Source organism: Enterobacter sp. DNB-S2, from assembly GCF_019443845.1.
Classification (GTDB): domain Bacteria; phylum Pseudomonadota; class Gammaproteobacteria; order Enterobacterales; family Enterobacteriaceae; genus Enterobacter; species Enterobacter asburiae_B.
This window is the reverse complement of record NZ_CP050520.1, coordinates 1,861,889-1,879,465: the sequence shown is the minus strand read 5'-3', so window position 1 is coordinate 1,879,465 and position 17,577 is coordinate 1,861,889. Positions and strand designations below refer to the sequence as shown.

Here is a 17,577-nt window from a genome sequence, read left to right as displayed (position 1 = left end):
GAGAATTTATGTCCCGAATGGCAGAACAGCAGCTTTATATCAATGGTGGTTATACCTCCGCCACCAGCGGTCGCACCTTCGAGACCATCAACCCGGCCAACGGTGAAGTTCTGGCGAGCGTACAGGCCGCCGGGCGCGAAGACGTCGACCGCGCCGTGGAAAGCGCAAAACGCGGGCAAAAAATCTGGGCGGCGATGACCGCCATGGAGCGCTCGCGCGTTCTGCGTCGCGCCGTCGATATCCTGCGCGAGCGCAACGACGAGCTGGCGAAGCTGGAGACCCTCGATACCGGTAAAGCGTTTTCTGAAACCTCAACCGTCGACATCGTCACCGGCGCGGACGTGCTGGAGTACTACGCGGGGCTGATCCCGGCGCTGGAAGGCAGCCAGATCCCGCTGCGTGAGACCTCGTTCGTCTACACCCGCCGCGAGCCGCTGGGCGTGGTGGCGGGCATCGGCGCGTGGAACTACCCGATCCAGATCGCCCTGTGGAAATCGGCCCCGGCGCTGGCGGCGGGCAACGCGATGATCTTCAAGCCGAGCGAGGTCACCCCGCTTACCGCTCTGAAGCTTGCCGAAATCTACACCGAAGCGGGCGTTCCGGACGGCGTGTTTAACGTCCTGCCGGGCGTAGGCGCGGAGACCGGGCAGTACCTGACCGAGCATCCGGGCATCGCGAAAGTCTCCTTCACCGGCGGCGTCGCCAGCGGCAAAAAGGTGATGGCCAACTCGGCGGCCTCGTCCCTGAAAGAGGTGACGATGGAGCTGGGCGGCAAATCCCCGCTGATTATTTTCGACGACGCCGATCTGGATCTCGCGGCGGACATCGCCATGATGGCGAACTTCTTCAGCTCCGGCCAGGTGTGCACCAACGGAACCCGCGTGTTCGTACCCGCGAAATTCAAGGCCGCGTTTGAGCAGAAAATCGTCGAGCGCGTGGGCCGCATCCGCGCGGGCGATCTGTTCGATGAACGCACCAACTTTGGCCCGATGGTCAGCTTCCCGCACCGCGACAGCGTGCTGCGCTACATCGCCAAAGGCAAAGAGGAAGGTGCGCGCGTGCTGTGCGGCGGCGACGCGCTGAAGGGCGAAGGTTTCGACAACGGCGCGTGGGTTGCCCCGACCGTGTTCACCGACTGCACCGATGAGATGACCATCGTACGCGAAGAGATCTTTGGCCCGGTGATGTCCATCCTCACCTATGAAAACGAAGAAGAAGCGATCCGCCGGGCCAACGACACCGACTACGGCCTGGCGGCGGGCATCGTCACTGCCGACCTGAACCGCGCGCACGGCGCCATTCATCAGCTCGAAGCGGGCATCTGCTGGATCAACACCTGGGGTGAATCCGCCGCAGAGATGCCGGTCGGCGGCTACAAACACTCCGGCATTGGCCGCGAGAACGGCGTGATGACGCTGCAGAGCTACACCCAGGTGAAGTCCATCCAGGTTGAGATGGGTAAATTCCAGTCCATATTTTAACCGGGAGGTTTATTTGCACTTTGACTACATCATTATCGGGGCCGGCTCTGCCGGCAACGTACTGGCAACGCGACTGACTGAAGATCCGAATACCACCGTCCTGCTGCTTGAGGCGGGCGGGCCGGACTACCGCTTTGACTTCCGCACCCAGATGCCCGCCGCGCTGGCGTTCCCGCTGCAGGGCAAGCGCTACAACTGGGCGTATGAAACCGAGCCAGAGCCTTACATGAACAACCGCCGCATGGAGTGCGGACGCGGCAAAGGGCTGGGCGGCTCGTCGCTGATCAACGGCATGTGCTACATCCGCGGTAACGCGATGGATCTCGACAACTGGGCCAAAGAATCTGGCCTTGAGCACTGGAGCTACCTCAACTGCCTGCCCTACTACCGCAAGGCGGAGACGCGCGACGTGGGGCCGAACGACTACCACGGCGGCGACGGCCCGGTGAGCGTCACCACCTCGAAGCCGGGCGTGAACCCGCTGTTTGAGGCGATGGTGGAGGCGGGCGTACAGGCGGGCTACCCGCGCACCGACGATCTCAACGGCTATCAGCAGGAAGGCTTCGGCCCGATGGACCGCACGGTCACGCCGCAGGGCCGACGCGCCAGCACCGCGCGCGGCTATCTTGACCAGGCCAAAAAGCGCCCGAATCTGACCATCCGCACCCACGCCATGACCGATCATATTATTTTTGACGGCAAGCGCGCGGCGGGCGTCGAGTGGCTGGAGGGCGAAAGCACTATCCCCTCCAGAGCGACGGCGAATAAAGAGGTGCTGCTGTGCGCAGGCGCGATTGCCTCCCCGCAGATCCTCCAGCGCTCCGGCGTGGGCAACGCGGAGCTGCTGAAGCAGTTCGATATCCCACTGGTGCACGACCTGCCCGGCGTGGGCGAAAACCTGCAGGATCACCTGGAGATGTACCTCCAGTACGAATGCAAAGAGCCGGTCTCCCTCTACCCTGCCCTGCAGTGGTGGAACCAGCCGAAGATTGGCGCCGAGTGGCTGTTTGGCGGCACCGGCGTGGGCGCGAGCAACCATTTCGAAGCGGGCGGTTTTATCCGCAGCCGTGAAGAGTTCGAATGGCCAAACATTCAGTACCACTTCCTGCCGGTAGCGATTAACTATAACGGTTCGAACGCGGTAAAAGAGCACGGCTTCCAGTGCCACGTCGGCTCCATGCGCTCCCCGAGCCGCGGCCACGTGCGCATCAAGTCGCGCGATCCGCACCAGCATCCGGCGATCCTGTTCAACTATATGTCACACGAGCAGGACTGGCAGGAGTTCCGCGACGCAATCCGCATCACCCGCGAGATCATGCACCAGCCCGCGCTGGACAAATATCGCGGTCGCGAAATCAGCCCGGGTATCGAATGCCAGACCGACGAGCAGCTGGACGAATTCGTGCGTAACCACGCCGAAACCGCCTTCCACCCGTGCGGCACCTGCAAGATGGGTTACGACGAGATGGCGGTGGTCGACGGCGAAGGCCGCGTTCACGGGCTGGAAGGGCTGCGCGTGGTGGATGCGTCGATCATGCCGCAGATCATCACCGGCAACCTGAACGCGACCACTATTATGATTGGCGAGAAGATTGCCGACGCGATCCGCGGGCGCGAGCCGCTGGCGAAGAGCACGGCTGCGTATTATGTGGCGAACGGGGCGCCGGTTCGACGCTGAGGGTATTTCCCCTTACCCTGGCCCTCTCCCCATAGGCTGAGGGATCCCCAGTAATTTTTAAGCAGCAATAACGTTGTTTAAGAACGACTGAAGCCTTTCAGCGATGCCCTGGTCCGGCTGTAAATCGCTGAGGCGTTTGCCTTCCGGCCGGGGCGAGGCGCATGGATGCGCCGAGAGGGCGGGCTTTACAGGGACGTTACCTCCGCCCGTTCCCGATAAGCCGGAAGGAATAAGCCGAAGGGACCGCGAAGCGGCGATTTACCGCCGGGAGCCCGGGTCGCCAGGGTGGTGGCGACTGAGCCACCCTGGCACGTTCACCAGTCATGTTGTTACAGAGTAGCAAGGAACATAAAGTGAACGGAATGACCACTACAGCCTTATGTTCCCCTCACCCTAACCCTCTCCCCGAAGGGGAGAGGGGACTGTTCCGTGCTGGCATTACTTTATGGTGCCCCCTCAGCCCATAGGGGAGAGGGGATTAACCTACCCCGCCCAAAATTTATTTTCATTTGCCTGCATCCAGTTTCCCCCCTGCCCTCGTATGTGAGTATGTGAGCAACGCCTTTGCTCCTTAATCCGAGGATAAATGATGAAAAAGCTACTCAGTGTTGCATTCGTATCCAGCGCTTTACTCTTCTGTGCAGGCGCATCAGCGGCCATGACGTCTGGCTCCGTGATGGTGGGTGGAGCGGAAATGTTCCCGAGCAAAAACATTGTTGAAAACGCCGTGAATTCTAAAGATCACACCACGCTGGTGGCGGCGGTTAAAGCGGCCGGGCTGGTGGATACGCTGCAGAGCAAAGGGCCATTCACCGTCTTTGCGCCCACCGATGCGGCATTTGCGAAATTGCCTGCAGGTACGGTCGACAATCTGGTGAAGCCGGAAAATAAAGCGCTGCTCACCAGTATCCTGACCTATCACGTGGTTGCGGGTAATTACGATATGAGAGCGCTGGAGCAGAAAATTAAACAGGGCGGCGGCCACGCGGAGCTGAAAACCGTTAACGGTCAACCGCTGTGGATCATGAGTAACGGCCCGCACAATATTCAGCTCAAGGATGGTAAAGGTAACGTGGCGAATATCAGCACCTATGACGTCCATCAGAAAAATGGCGTGATCGATGTGATCGATACCGTCCTGATGCCTAAGTAGTTGTCTATACTTCGGAAGTGTGACGTTGCCTTCCGGGAAAAACATGGATAACGCGCTGGCTGAACAGCAGTTGAAATTAATGCAGGCGGTCGCAAACGGCGATCGCCGCGCATTTGAACAGCTTTACCGACTCACTTCACCGCATCTGTTTGCCGTCGCGCTGCGCATGCTACGCCATCGCGCCTGGGCAGAAGAGATCCTTCATGACTGTTTTGTCACCGTCTGGAGTAAAGCCGAAACCTATAACGCCGCCCTGAGCTCTCCGATGACCTGGCTTACGCATATTGTTCGCAACCGCTGTATTGACTGGCTGCGCAGCGGGCAAACCCGCGCTGCCGCCCGCGAGGAGTCGCATTCCGAAGAGAGTCTGCTTAGCGAAAACGATGAGCAAAACAACTGGTACGATGACGCGCAGGCAGCACGACTCAGGCATTGTCTGGATCATCTGAGTCAGGAACAGCGCCAGAGCATTACGCTCGCCTACTATCAGGGCATGTCCCACAGCGACATTGCCGACTGGCTCCAGCAGCCCGTGGGCTCGGTAAAAAGCTGGATCCGCCGCGCGATGGATCATCTTCGGGAGTGCGTGGGCCTATGAATGACAGCGAAAAACGCGATGACATGCTGGCTGCAGAATATGCCCTCGGCACCCTGCGCGGAGGGGCGCGGCTTCAGTTCCAGAAGAGGCTTGCCGCTGAGCCCGGTCTGGCTGCCCGCGTGGCGTACTGGCAGGAAATGTTCAGCACGCTCGACAGTCATCTCGCGCCCGTTCACCCACCCGAGACGGTGTGGAAGAGGATAGCCCTCGATCTGCCACCGAAAAAGCCTTTGCGCCAAAGCCGGCCCTATCTCGGCTGGGTGGTCGCGGCCGGCCTCGCCGCCGTTACCGTCGTGACCTGGTATTCCACCCGAACGCCGGAACTCGCACCGCTGATGGTGCTCAACGATGCCCAACAGCACGGGCAATGGATCGTCAGTGCGGACAGCCGCCGCCAGTATCTGAGCATCACCCCTCTCAGACCGAACGCTGTCGCGGCGCAAAACAGCCTGCAGCTTTGGCTTATTCCTGCCGGGAAGGCCCCGATATCCCTTGGGCTGCTGCAACGTGATATACCGACTGATGTTGCCCTCAGGAACAACACCCTTACCCCTGACGCGATGATAGCCATAAGCCTTGAACCTAAAGGGGGATCACCCACCGGTCAACCCACCGGCCCCGTGCTGTACAGCGGCAAGATTTAATCCTCCGGCCTTGTTCGCAGGGCCGCGGGGTCACCAAATTTTATTCTGTTCATATGATTGTTACATATAAGAATTAAATATTAAGCTTGCAATTAATTTAATTATTAAAAAACGTCATTGACATTTTCTTCCGCACTCCATTAAGTTTTAAGCGAGCATTATTTCATTCCAGATACAGAATATATCAAAAACGAGCATTTAAGAATTTTTCATAATTCTTAAACCGCTCCCTTATTTTTATTTATTTTGAATCACACAACAGTGAGATAAGATCATGAATAATAGTGCAAACAAAGTTGTTGTTATCACCGGTGCCAGCAGCGGTATTGGTGAGGCCATTGCCCTTCATCTGGCAAATAAACCTTTCTCTCTGGTGCTGGTTGCCCGTCGTCTGGAGAGAATTAACGCCCTGGTGGATCGCATTATTCAGCAGGGCGGCCAGGCGATTGCCGTGAAGGCGGACGTGACCCGACAGGAGGAGGTTCAGCGCGCGATTGACGCTGCCGTCGCCGCATACCAGCGCGTCGACGTGCTGATCAACAACGCAGGCTTTATGGCAATTGCTCCCCTCAGCGAGCTGAAAACCGACGAGTGGGACCGGATGATCGATACCAATATCAAAGGCGTGCTGTACGGTATCGCAGCGGCATTCCCGGTATTCCAGCGTCAGGGGAGCGGACACTTTATTAACGTGGCCTCCGTGGCGGGTATCAAGGTCCTTGCCCCCGGCGGCGTGGTGTACAGCGCCACGAAATTCGCCGTCCGCGCCCTGAGTGAAGGCTTACGTCAGGAAGCGGGGAAAACCGTTCGGACGACCCTTATTTCCCCCGGCGCCGTTGAAAGCGAGCTGCAGTTTGGCAGCTCTGATGCCCCGAGCAAACAGTTCCTGCATGAATTTTATAAGCAGGCTATTCCGGCAGAGTCGATTGCCAGGGCCGTATTATTTGCTATCGAACAGCCTGGCGACGTTGATGTAAATGAAATAATTGTCCGTCCTACGCAGGAAGAATTTTAGCATGAGTTAAATAACGCTGAATGAGGTGTCATTATGATTAAATCATTAACGTCCCTGTCAGATTTAAATATGCGATCGGGTGCCGATATTCTCCTTGAAGTGCTGGAGAGTGAAGGTGTGGAATATATTTTTGGCAACCCCGGCACCACCGAACTCCCGCTCATTGATGCCCTTCTTCGCCATGAAAATATTCACTATATTCTGGCACTCCAGGAGAGCAGCGTGGTCGCCATTGCCGACGGCTACGCGAAAGCCTCCGGCAAGACCGGTTTTATCAATTTGCATACCGCCAGCGGTCTTGGGCACGGCATGGGGAATCTCATTAATTCGCGGATCATGAAAACGCCGCTGGTTGTCACCGTCGGGCAGCAGGATACCCGGCACTACGTGCGCGACCCGCTCCTGTACGATGACATTGTCTCCATTGGATCGCCGGTGGTGAAATGGGCGCAGGAGGTCACCAGCGCCGACCAGCTCCCGGTTCTTGTGCGCCGGGCGTTTCATGCCGCCAGCTACCCTCCCGCGGGTCCGGTTCTGCTATCCCTGCCAATGAACGTGATGGAAGAGCTGAGCGACGCCGGGATACAAACGGCCTCTAAAGTGAACTACCACACAGTGGCGGGCTCGCTGGACGAGCTGGCGCAGGCGCTAAGCGAAGTCACCCCCGGCAGGATCATGATTGTGGCGGGGGATGAAGTTCACTCCAGCGGCTCGACGCAGGAGATTGTCCAGCTTGCTGAAGCGCTCGGCGCCCATGTCTACGGCTCCTCCTGGCCGTTGAATTTGCCCTTTCCCACGCAGCACGCGCTATGGCGAGGCAATATGCCCACCACCGCAAATGAAATCGCCAGCGTCGTTAATGCCTACGATGCGGTGTTTATCATCGGCGGCAGAAGCCTGATTACCATTTTGTATAGCGAGGGCGAGGCCATTCCGGAAACCTGCGCGGTGTATCAGCTCTCGGCGGATATGAACGAGCTGGGACGCACCTACGCCACGCGCCTCTCGGTGATGGGGGATATAAAACTCTCCCTGAAGGAACTGCTGCCGAAGCTTGAGCAGCGCCGGGTGGCAAGCAAATTGACGCATCAGCGGCTGCTTAAAGCTGCACGCGCTGAACGTGAAAAAGAGTGGCAACTGCAGGAAGAGCGTCTGGCAGCCGAGCGGCTGCGCCCGGCGATTTCGCCGATGGTCGCGGCCTACGAGGTGATAAAGTCCGTTCCACCGGGCACCACGATTGTCGACGAAGCGATTGCAACGGCCAGACACGTTCGCCGGTTTATCTCCGACCAGCAGCACCCGCGCTACTACTTTATGCGCGGCGGCGGTCTGGGCTGGGGAATGCCTGCAGCAGTAGGTCACTCGCTGGGGCTGGGGCGCGAGCCGGTTGTGTGTCTGGTTGGCGACGGCGCCTCCCTGTACTCGCCGCTGGCGCTCTGGACGGCGGCGCACGAAAATCTGCCCGTCACCTTTATCGTGATGAATAACCTGGAGTACAACATCCTGAAAAACTTCATGAAAGTACAGCCGGGCTACAGTTCGACAAAGCTGGGTCGCTTTAACGGGATGGATCTGATTAACCCGCGAATTGATTTCCAGTCGCTGGGCACCACGATGGGTATCCGCTGCTGCCGGGTGACCCAGGCCGCGGATATCGCCACGGCGGTGACGCAGGGGCTACAGTCAGGAAAAACCAATTTGATTGAAATTGCCATTTCCGCAGATTGATCGACCGTTTCAGATGTACCCTACATAAAACACTTATAACCGAAACGCCTAAAGCCGCTTAATCTGCCGCCCTTCTCCGTCAAAATTCTCCGCCGCCAGCCAGGCGCGCAGTTCGGCATCGCGCTGCGGCCACTCGCCGTCAATAATAGAAAGCATATCGCTGTCGCGGTTGCGCCCTTTGCGCACCAGCTTCTGGCGCAGGCGTCCTTCCCAGACAAACCCCAGCCGCTCCGCCGCATTGCGTGACGCAACGTTCATGGAATCGCACTTCCACTCGACGCGCCGGTAGCCGTGATCAAACGCATTTTTCAGCAGCAGCCACACCGTTTCGGTGCCCATCCGGGTTCCTTTCATCCTGCGCGACCAGGTCACGTGCCCGATCTCCACCGACCCCAGCAGCCGCTCGTCAGCCATATAGCTCACCAGCCCCACCGCGCGTTCGGTGCGTAAATCAATGACGGCAAACGGCACCAGCTCATCGTCCATCACCTTACCCACGATCCAGTGCGCGGTGGCTTCCACGCTCGCTGGCTGCGTGCTGGCAAGCCACGTCCAGTCGCTGTCGTCGCCCAGCGCGTAGGCCTCGTAGAGATCGGCCGCGTGGCGATCGGCATCCAGCGGCTCCAGGCGGCAATACTGGCCGAACAGCGGCGTGCGGGTTAATACGCGCGCGCCTCTCCAGTCGGGAACGATATCGTTAACGGTTTGACCATGTTGATTGATTTCGGGCACGGCGGTGACTCCCTGAAAGGTAAGGAGTTTGTTATAGCAGGTTAAAAAGCGGGCGAAAAGCAGCGTATTTTAATAGCCCGAGCGCATGCGATATTCCTGGAAGGCATAAGCAAAGCTGAATTTCGACTTTGCGGAATGTCAGAGTCGCCCTAACGTAGCGGAGCATAAAACAATCACAATATATTCTTCTCAGGGATCGCTATGACGAAAAAACTGTTGCCGTTACTGGTGCTGGCTGCGCTCTCAGGCGCTGTCCACGCCGCTACACCGCCCACCACGCTGGTTGTTGCCCAGGGGCTGGATGACATCGTGAGCCTCGACCCGGCCGAAGCCAACGAGCTTTCCAGCATCCAGACCGTGCCGAGCCTGTATCAGCGTCTGGTACAGCCGGACCGCGATAACCCGGAAAAAATCACCCCGATTCTGGCAGAAAGCTGGGAAGCGGACGCGGCAGCAAAAACCCTGACGATTAAGCTTAAGCCCGATGCCAAATTCGCCTCCGGCAACCCGCTGCGCCCGGAAGACGTGATTTTCTCGTACACCCGCGCCGTGACGCTGAACAAATCCCCGGCCTTTATCCTCAACGTGCTGGGCTGGGACGCGAGCAACATCGCCAGCCAGCTGAAAAAGGTGGACGACCATACCCTCCAGCTTCACTGGACGGCGGACGTTAGCCCGTCGGTGGCGCTGAATATTCTCTCAACGCCGATTGCCTCCATCGTCGATGAAAAGCAGGTTGCGGCGAACGTGAAGGATAACGACTTCGGTAACGCCTGGCTGAAAATGCACTCGGCGGGCAGCGGCGCGTTCAAAATGCGCGTCTATCAGCCGCATCAGGCTATCGTGCTGGAAGCTAACGAATCGGCGCCCGGCGGCGCGCCGAAGCTCAAAAGCATCATCATTAAAAACGTCCCCGATCCGGCCTCACGCCGCCTGCTGATCCAGCAGGGTGATGCGGACGTGGCGCGCGATCTCGGTGCAGATCAGATAAGCGCCCTGGACGGCAAGCCGGGCGTGAAGGTACTGAGCATTCCGTCCGCCGAGCAAAATTACCTGGTGTTTAACACCGGCAACAGCGCCAACCCGCTGCTGAACAACCCGGCGTTCTGGGAAGCCTCGCGCTGGCTGGTCGATTATGAAGGCATCACCAAAAATCTGCTGAAAGGCCAGTACTTTGTTCATCAGAGCTTCCTGCCGGTCGGCCTGCCGGGCGCGCTGGAAGACAACCCGTTTAAATTTGACCCGGCAAAAGCGAAAGCCATTCTCGCCAAAGCGGGCATTAAAGACGCGCACTTCACGCTGGACGTGGAGAACAAGCCGCCGTTTATCACCCTCGCCCAGTCGATGCAGGCGAGCTTTGCTCAGGGCGGCGTGAAGGTCGATCTGCTGCCTGCCGCCGGGAGCCAGGTCTATGCCCGCGTGCGCGCAAAGCAGCATCAGGCGGCGATTCGTCTGTGGATCCCGGACTACTTCGACGCGCACTCAAACGCCAGCGCCTTTGCGTGGAACGACGGCAAATCCAGCACCGTGGCCGGGCTTAACGGCTGGAAAATTCCCGAGCTGAACAAAGCCACGCTGGCGGCGGTAGCCGAGCCGGATCCGGCGAAGCGTCTGGATCTCTACAAAAAGATGCAGGAACAGCTGCAGCAGAATTCGCCGTACGTGTTCGTCGATCAGGGGAAAACCCAGATCGTGGTGCGCGATAACGTGAAGGGGTATCAGCAGGGGCTGAACGCGGATATGGTCTGGTACGATCGCGTCACGAAGTAGCCCTTCTCCCTCTCCCGTGGGAGAGGGTTGGGGTGAGGGCAACATCGTGCAACAGAGCCACCTGTTCCCCCTCACCCCCGCCCTCTCCCACAGGGAGAGGGGGTCGTCCGTGCATATTTTCAGGATAACGATTTTCCCATGCCACATCTTTCCACCCGCGTTCTCCAGGGGCTGCTGACCCTGCTGCTCACGCTCCTCGGGCTGCTGCTCGTCACGTTTGCGCTCTCGGCGTTTTCACCGGTCGATCGCGTGCTGCAGATCGTGGGCGATCACGCCAGCCAGTCAACCTACGATCAGGTTCGCCATCAGCTTGGGCTGGATCGGCCTCTGCCCGTGCAGTTCTGGCACTACCTGCAAAACCTTGCCCACGGTGATTTAGGCACCGCCAGCGCCACCGGGCAGCCGGTGCTGCAGGATCTGCTGCACGCGTTCCCCGCCACGCTGGAGCTGGCCACGCTGGCGTTAATCATCGGCGCCGTGCTCGGCGTGATTGCCGGGGTGCTGTGCGCCCGCTACGCCGGTTCGCCGCTCGATCTCGCCATCAGAACGCTCACCCTGCTCGGCAACTCGGTACCGATTTTCTGGCTCGGCCTGCTGATGCTGGCCCTGTTCTACGCGAAGCTGCAGTGGAGCGCGGGTCCCGGCAGGCTGGATGATATCTGGCAGTTCACCGTCGAGCCGCGTACCGGCTTTGCGCTGGTGGATACCTGGCTTTCCGGCGATCGCGAGGCGTTCCGCAACGCCCTCAGCCACCTGGTGCTGCCGGTGCTGCTGCTGGCCTATTACTCGCTGGCGAGCATCACGCGCCTGACGCGTTCCGCCTGCCTGAGCGAAATGAACAAAGAGTACATCCTGCTTGCCCGCGCCAAGGGCGCCGGGGAGATGACCATCCTGCTGCGCCACGTGCTGCCGAACATTCGCGGCACCCTGCTGACGGTGATCGCCCTCGCCTACACCAGCATGCTGGAAGGCGCGGTACTGACCGAAACCGTCTTCTCCTGGCCGGGGATCGGGCGCTACCTCACCACCGCTCTGTTCGCCGGAGACACCACCGCCGTCATGGGCGGCACGCTGCTGATTGGCGTCTGCTTTGTGCTGATCAATAACCTTACCGACCTGCTTGTGCGGGCGACCGATCCCAGGGTGCGCTGATGCCGTTTTATCTTTTCTTACGCCGCCTGCGCCGCTCCCCCGCCGCGTTTTGCGGGCTGGCTGCCATCGCGCTGCTGGTGGTTATCGCCCTGTTCGCGCCGTGGCTCGCGCCGCTTGACCCGAACTGGCAGGACGCCGCCGCGCGCCTGCAGGCACCGAATACTCAACACTGGCTGGGCACCGACAGCTACGGGCGGGACCTGCTTTCGCGCCTGATTTACGGCACCCGTCCGGCGCTCGGGCTGGTGGCATTAGTTACCGTAATCACCCTGCCCGCCGGGCTGCTGGTGGGGATTTTGTCCGGCTACTACGGCGGCTGGCTGGAGCGCATCCTGATGCGTTTTACCGACGTGGTAATGTCGATGCCGCGCCTGATCCTCGCCTTCGCGTTTGTGGCGATGCTTGGCCCGGGGCTGGTCAACGGCGCGCTGGCGCTGGCCTTAACCACCTGGCCGGCCTACGCGCGTCAGGCGCGGAGCGAGATCCAGCGGCTGCGCCACAGCGATTATCTGGCCGCCGCCGAGATGATGGGCATTCGCGGCCCGCGCCTGCTGGTCGGCCATATTCTGCCCCTGTGCCTGCCGTCCGCGATTGTGCGGCTGGCGCTGGATCTGGCGGGGATTATTCTGGCGGCTGCCGGTCTGGGCTTCCTCGGCCTTGGCGCGCGTCCGCCGATGGCCGAATGGGGCGCGATGATCGCCGACGGCATGCAGGTGATTTTCGACCAGTGGTGGATTGCCGCCATTCCGGGCGGGGCGATTCTGTTTGCCAGCCTTGCCTTTAACCTGCTGGGCGACGGCCTGCGCGACGTACTGGAGCCACAGCATGACTGAACACCGCGTCATCGTCGATGCGCTGAATATCGACTACCCCGCCGCGCACGTGGTCAACAATCTGAGCTTCACGCTGGGCAACGAGCGGCTGGCGCTGGTGGGGGAATCCGGCTCGGGCAAATCGATGTCCGCCCGCGCCCTGATGGGGCTGGTGCGTAAGCCCGGCATCGTGAGCGCGAACCGGCTTAACGTGCTCGGCAACGACCTACTGAGCATGAATAACCGCCGCTGGCAGGCGCTGCGCGGCAACGGGATTGCGATGGTCCTGCAGGACCCGCGCTACGCGCTGAATCCGGCGAAAAACGTCGCCGCTCAGCTTGATGAAGCGCTGACCCTTCACCAGCGCCTGCCCCGCGCCGAACGTCTGGCGCGCATTCACGACATTATCCGCGCCGTCGGGCTCAACGAACATGTTCTCCAGCGCTATCCCGGCGAACTCTCCGGGGGCATGGGCCAGCGGGTGATGATCGCGATTGCGCTGATCAACAACCCGCAGGTGCTGATTGCCGACGAACCCACCTCCGCGCTGGACGCCCGCCTGCGCAATCAGATCCTCGAGCTGCTGGTGCAGCAGAGCGAAGAGCGCCAGATGGCGATGCTGTTAATCAGCCACGATCTGCCGCTGGTGGCGGAGCACTGTGACCGCGTGCTGGTGATGTATCAGGGCGAGAAGGTCGATGAGATGGCGGCAAGCCGACTTCCGCAGGCGACGCATCCGTACACCCGCACCCTGTGGACCTGCCGACCCAATGCGGAAACGTTCGGCCAGATGCTGCCGACGCTGGACCGCACGCAGCCGTGGAAGGAGGCCGATAATGGCGCTCGTTGAGGTTAAGGATCTCCAGGTGAGATTCGGAGAGAAAACGGCGGTGTCCGCCGCCAGCTTTGGCATCGAGAAAGGTGAAACCTTCAGCCTGATCGGCGAATCCGGCTGCGGGAAATCGACTATTCTGCGCGTGCTGGCGGGATTGCAGCGCGAGTGGAACGGCCGTATTTCGATCCTGGGAGACGCGCTACGGCCAGGACGGCGTTTTGAAGGCGAGCTTCGCCGCAACGTGCAGATGGTGTTTCAGGATCCGTGGGCGTCGCTGCACCCGAACCACACCGTTGCGCGCACCCTGTCGGAGCCGTTAAACATCCACGGCGAAACGCAGATTGCCGAAAAGGTAGCGGATGCGCTGCAGCAGGTGGGGCTTTCCGCCGACGCGGGCAAGCGTTATCCGCACCAGCTTTCCGGCGGCCAGCGCCAGCGCGTGGCGATTGCACGTGCGCTGCTGCTGCGCCCGCAGCTTCTGCTGCTGGATGAACCAACCTCGGCGCTGGATATGTCGGTGCAGGCGGAAATTCTCAATCTTTTGAACCGCCTGAAGGCCGAGCACGGCATGACCTATCTGCTGGTCAGCCACGATGCGGACGTGATTGCCCATATGTCCGACCGGGCGGCGTTTATGGCGCACGGGGAGATCCAGAAGGTGTTTGACCGTGAGGCGATGTTGCGGGGTGAGCACAGGATGGGGTAAACCGCGTGGCGGCGAGCGCCGCGCGGGTTTTACAGGCCGGGTAAGGCATAGCCGCCACCCGGCAAAAAAAATCACTTCAGCAGCTTCACCGTGGCGTCGATGTCGATCTCATCTTCGGTGAAGATCAGCGTCGTGTTCTGGAAGGTGGTGATCGCCAGCTTCTTCACCGTGCGCATTTCGCCCGGCTTTTTCTCGGATTTCGGCTTGATGCTGTTCATCAGCAGCCCCACCGACAGCACCGCGTTCTCTTTGTCGATTTTGGTATCAGCCGGCTCTTCTTCGTTAAACACCACGAAGGATTTGATGGAGGAGAGCTTCACGCGCTCGCCCGCAATAAAGAGATGTTTGCTTTCGGGGATCACCTTCACCGCGTAGGCGGAAAGGCCTTTGTTGTTGGTGGTTGGCTCAAAGGTCACCGCGGCATCTTTCTTAATCAGATCGGGGTTCGCGACCTTAATCACATGAAAATAGCGGTTGTCGCCGTTTTCATCTTTGATAAATCCAAAGCCTTTATCTTTAAACCACGTTGTGATTGTACCGTTCATCGCTGTTACCGCCTGTCAGATCGTAATGACTAAAGTTTTGCAGCGCGCAGTGTAATGCACAATGACGGAGGAGACAAAAAAAAGCCCCTGCACGGGTGCAGGGGAAAACTCATGTCAGAGCTTTTACCCTAAATAATTCGAGTTGCATGAAGGCGGCGACGCAGCGAATCCCCGGGAGCGTACATCAGTACGTGACTGGGGTGAGCGAGGAAAGCCAACGCACAGGCAACTTGAAGTATGACGGGTATATTAGTATTTAGTTGAACACCATCCCTCCATCGATTAAGAGCGACTGGCCGGTCATATAGTCGGAGTCCGGGCCTGCCAGGTATGAGACGCAGGCGGCGACATCTTCCGGCTCGGACAGGCGGCCAAGCGTAATGCGTTTGGCAAAGGTTTCGGTCCCGTAGCCGAGCGGTTTACCCGCCGCCTCGGAGACCTGACGGTCGATTTCCGCCCACATCGGCGTTTTGACGATGCCCGGGCAGTAGGCGTTAACGGTGATCCCCAGCGGCGCGAGATCCCGTGCGGCGGTCTGGGTTAAGCCCCGCACCGCGAACTTGCTGGAACTGTAGACCGCCAGTTCCGGGTTGCCGGTGTGGCCCGCCTGGGAGCAGGCGTTGATGATCTTGCCGCCGTGTCCCTCTTTGCGGAAGGCGTCAATCGCGGCCTGGATCCCCCAGATCACCCCTTTCACGTTAATGTTGTAAACCTTGTCGACAATGTCCGGCGTGATGGATTCGATAGGGGTAGACGGCGCAATCCCGGCGTTATTCACGATCACGTTAAAGCCGCCCAGCGCGGTGCGCGCTTTCTCCACCGCCGCAAATACCTGTTCGCGGTCAGAGACATCGACCTTCACGGCGACGGCGTTACCGCCGTTACGGATAATTTCATCGGCGACGGCTCTTGCCGTCTCAACGTTATAGTCGGCGATGGCGACGGCAAAGCCATCTTTCACCAGGCGAAGCGCGATCGCTTTACCAATCCCCTGGCCTGAGCCTGTTACGAGAGCAACTTTTTGCATTTCTCTGTCCTTATATTGAGTCACAAAATCTGGCTGAGATGGAGCTGGCCCATCAGCAGCGGGTTATCGCTGTAGTCGACGGGAATGGCCACCACGGCCGGGCCATCCACATCCATCGCCGCACGCAGCGTCGGCTCAAGCGCCTCGGCGCTCTCCACGGCAAAGCCTTTCGCGCCGAAGGCGTCGGCATACGCTTTGAAATCGACCGGGCCGAACTCGACGCCGGAAAGGCGCTGGTATTTTTTCTCTTCCTGAATCGCCACCATGTTGTAGGCGTTATCCACCCAGATAATGTGCAGCACGTTGGCGTTGAGGCGCACCGCGGTTTCCAGCTCCATGCTCGACTGCAGGAAGCCGCCGTCACCGGAGACTGAAACCACCTTGCGGCCCGGGTTCACCAGCCACGCGCCAATCGCCCACGGCAGCGCGACGCCCATGGTCTGCTGACCGTTGGAGATCATCACCTGACGCGCCCGGAAGCTGTAGAGGTAGCGGGCGATCCAGATGTGGAAGCTGCCCATGTCCACGGTGAGCGTCACGTCGTTATTCACGATGTCCTGCATGGCGCGAACGATGCGCAGCGGGTGTAGGGCAAACTGGTTGAGCGAGGCGCCGCGGCGGTCGAGGAGATCGCGCTGATGCTGGCGATCGAGCAGAATTTCGGAGGCACGCTGGCTCAGCTCGAGCTTACGATCGATGCGGTTAGCAAGCAGGTTCAGCGTTTCGGCGATGTCCCCCACCAGCTCCAGATCCGGGACGTAGTTACGCTCTTCATAGGCGGGCAGCACGTCGATATGCACCAGCGTCGCGTCACCGCTGTTCCACATGGACGGCTCGTACTCCACCGGGCTGTAGCCGATGCAGATAATCAGGTCCGCCAGATGCAGCAGCCGGTCGCCCGCCTGGTTATTGAACAGGCCGACGCGTCCGGCAAAGCGGGTGAAGTGCTCCTGGTTTACCGCCCCGGCGGCCTGATAGGTGCTGGTGACCGGAATGCGGCTTTTCTCCAGCAGCTTGCGCAGCGCGGCGCTGTTCGCGGGCTGGCTGGCCATCAGGCCGAGTAAAATGACCGGATTTTTGGCGTTTTCGATAAGCTTCGCCACGTCGTTAATCGCTGACTCCGGTGCCGGGCCCATCAGCGCCGGGCCGCTGGCGGGTAAAATCGCCCCCGTGGCGGGCTGGTCGACGATATCCTGCGGCAGGCTGACGAACGCGCCCCCCGGCCTGCCGTGTTCGGCGGCGCGAAACGCGTTCGATACCACCTCGGCAATCGCGTCCGGTGAGCTGACCTCCACGGCGTATTTAGTGACAGGGCTGAACATGGCGACGGTGTCCATGCTCTGGTGCACCAGCTTGGCTTTATCCGCCCGCTTCACCGCCCCGCCCAACGCCACCACCGGGTCGCCTTCGCTGTTGGCGGTGGCGATGCCGGTGATCAGGTTAGAACAGCCCGGCCCGGAGGTGACCAGCGCCACCCCGGCCTTGCCGGTCAGCCGCCCGACCGCCGCCGCCATAAACGCCGCGTTGGCCTCGTGGCGTACCGGGATGATCTCAATGGAGGAGTCCAGCAGGGAGTCAAAGACCTTGTCGATTTTCGCACCCGGGATCCCGAACACCTGCTTCACGCCCTGCGCTTCCAGCTGGCCGACAACCATATCGGCGCCGTGCGCCCACTGACGTGACTGTTTCTCACTGTTCACG

Annotated in this window: 16 protein-coding genes; 12 read left to right on the top strand and 4 right to left on the bottom strand. The window is 60.0% G+C overall.

Annotated elements, in window-relative coordinates; all coding sequences use genetic code 11:
- The first annotated feature begins 8 nt into the window (after positions 1-8).
- The 7 genes from betB to HB664_RS08815 all read left to right on the top strand — a co-directional run bounded on the left by betB (position 9) and on the right by HB664_RS08815 (position 8,297).
- Positions 9-1,481: a betaine-aldehyde dehydrogenase gene (betB, locus tag HB664_RS08845; RefSeq protein WP_219940666.1), complete on the top strand. Its 1,473-nt coding sequence runs from the start codon at positions 9-11 to the stop codon at positions 1,479-1,481.
- Between the two features lie 13 nt (positions 1,482-1,494).
- The gene (gene betA / locus HB664_RS08840) at positions 1,495-3,159 is read left to right on the top strand and encodes a choline dehydrogenase (protein WP_219940665.1); all 1,665 of its coding nucleotides are present in this window, start codon (positions 1,495-1,497) and stop codon (positions 3,157-3,159) included.
- A 589-nt stretch (positions 3,160-3,748) separates the two neighbouring features.
- Positions 3,749-4,312: a fasciclin domain-containing protein gene (locus HB664_RS08835; RefSeq protein WP_064673615.1), complete on the top strand. Its 564-nt coding sequence runs from the start codon at positions 3,749-3,751 to the stop codon at positions 4,310-4,312.
- A 43-nt stretch (positions 4,313-4,355) separates the two neighbouring features.
- Complete coding sequence (locus HB664_RS08830; protein WP_219940663.1) at positions 4,356-4,910, top strand: RNA polymerase sigma factor; 555 nt, start codon at positions 4,356-4,358, stop codon at positions 4,908-4,910.
- Positions 4,907-5,554 (top strand): anti-sigma factor domain-containing protein, encoded by a 648-nt coding sequence (locus HB664_RS08825; protein ID WP_143347414.1) that lies wholly within the window; start codon positions 4,907-4,909, stop codon positions 5,552-5,554. The genes HB664_RS08830 and HB664_RS08825 overlap by 4 nt, the downstream gene beginning before the upstream one ends.
- A 274-nt stretch (positions 5,555-5,828) precedes the next feature.
- Positions 5,829-6,569, top strand: coding sequence for an SDR family oxidoreductase (locus HB664_RS08820; protein ID WP_033144879.1), 741 nt, complete (start codon positions 5,829-5,831; stop codon positions 6,567-6,569).
- Positions 6,570-6,602: 33 nt separating this feature from the next.
- Positions 6,603-8,297, top strand: a complete 1,695-nt coding sequence (locus HB664_RS08815) for a thiamine pyrophosphate-binding protein (RefSeq protein WP_219940662.1) — start codon at positions 6,603-6,605, stop codon at positions 8,295-8,297.
- A gap of 48 nt (positions 8,298-8,345) precedes the next feature.
- On the opposite strand, the gene HB664_RS08810 is transcribed toward HB664_RS08815, so the two are convergent.
- The gene (locus HB664_RS08810) at positions 8,346-9,029 is read right to left on the bottom strand and encodes a GNAT family N-acetyltransferase (RefSeq protein ID WP_219940660.1); all 684 of its coding nucleotides are present in this window, start codon (positions 9,027-9,029) and stop codon (positions 8,346-8,348) included.
- A 201-nt stretch (positions 9,030-9,230) separates the two neighbouring features.
- Here HB664_RS08810 and HB664_RS08805 point away from each other — a divergent pair, with 201 nt between their 5' ends.
- The 5 genes from HB664_RS08805 (at position 9,231) to HB664_RS08785 (ending at position 14,304) form a co-directional block, all read left to right on the top strand.
- A complete protein-coding gene (locus tag HB664_RS08805) occupies positions 9,231-10,799 on the top strand; it encodes an ABC transporter substrate-binding protein (RefSeq protein ID WP_219940659.1) in 1,569 nt (522 codons plus the stop codon).
- Between the two features lie 138 nt (positions 10,800-10,937).
- The gene (locus HB664_RS08800; protein WP_033144875.1) at positions 10,938-11,951 is read left to right on the top strand and encodes an ABC transporter permease; all 1,014 of its coding nucleotides are present in this window, start codon (positions 10,938-10,940) and stop codon (positions 11,949-11,951) included.
- Entirely contained in the window at positions 11,951-12,784 is an 834-nt protein-coding gene (locus HB664_RS08795) for an ABC transporter permease (protein WP_045887758.1), read from the top strand. The genes HB664_RS08800 and HB664_RS08795 overlap by 1 nt, the downstream gene beginning before the upstream one ends.
- Positions 12,777-13,613, top strand: coding sequence for an ABC transporter ATP-binding protein (locus HB664_RS08790; protein ID WP_219940657.1), 837 nt, complete (start codon positions 12,777-12,779; stop codon positions 13,611-13,613). The genes HB664_RS08795 and HB664_RS08790 overlap by 8 nt, the downstream gene beginning before the upstream one ends.
- Entirely contained in the window at positions 13,600-14,304 is a 705-nt protein-coding gene (locus tag HB664_RS08785; RefSeq protein ID WP_219940655.1) for an ABC transporter ATP-binding protein, read from the top strand. The genes HB664_RS08790 and HB664_RS08785 overlap by 14 nt, the downstream gene beginning before the upstream one ends.
- A gap of 71 nt (positions 14,305-14,375) precedes the next feature.
- Here HB664_RS08785 and HB664_RS08780 read toward each other — a convergent pair whose 3' ends face one another.
- From HB664_RS08780 to alsS, 3 genes are all read right to left on the bottom strand, one after another.
- Complete coding sequence (locus HB664_RS08780; protein WP_023310683.1) at positions 14,376-14,849, bottom strand: cold-shock protein; 474 nt, start codon at positions 14,847-14,849, stop codon at positions 14,376-14,378.
- A gap of 256 nt (positions 14,850-15,105) precedes the next feature.
- The gene (locus tag HB664_RS08775; protein WP_024906954.1) at positions 15,106-15,876 is read right to left on the bottom strand and encodes a (S)-acetoin forming diacetyl reductase; all 771 of its coding nucleotides are present in this window, start codon (positions 15,874-15,876) and stop codon (positions 15,106-15,108) included.
- 20 nt (positions 15,877-15,896) lie between these two features.
- The gene (alsS, locus tag HB664_RS08770) at positions 15,897-17,531 is read right to left on the bottom strand and encodes an acetolactate synthase AlsS (protein WP_258235892.1); all 1,635 of its coding nucleotides are present in this window, start codon (positions 17,529-17,531) and stop codon (positions 15,897-15,899) included.
- Positions 17,532-17,577 lie beyond the last annotated feature (46 nt).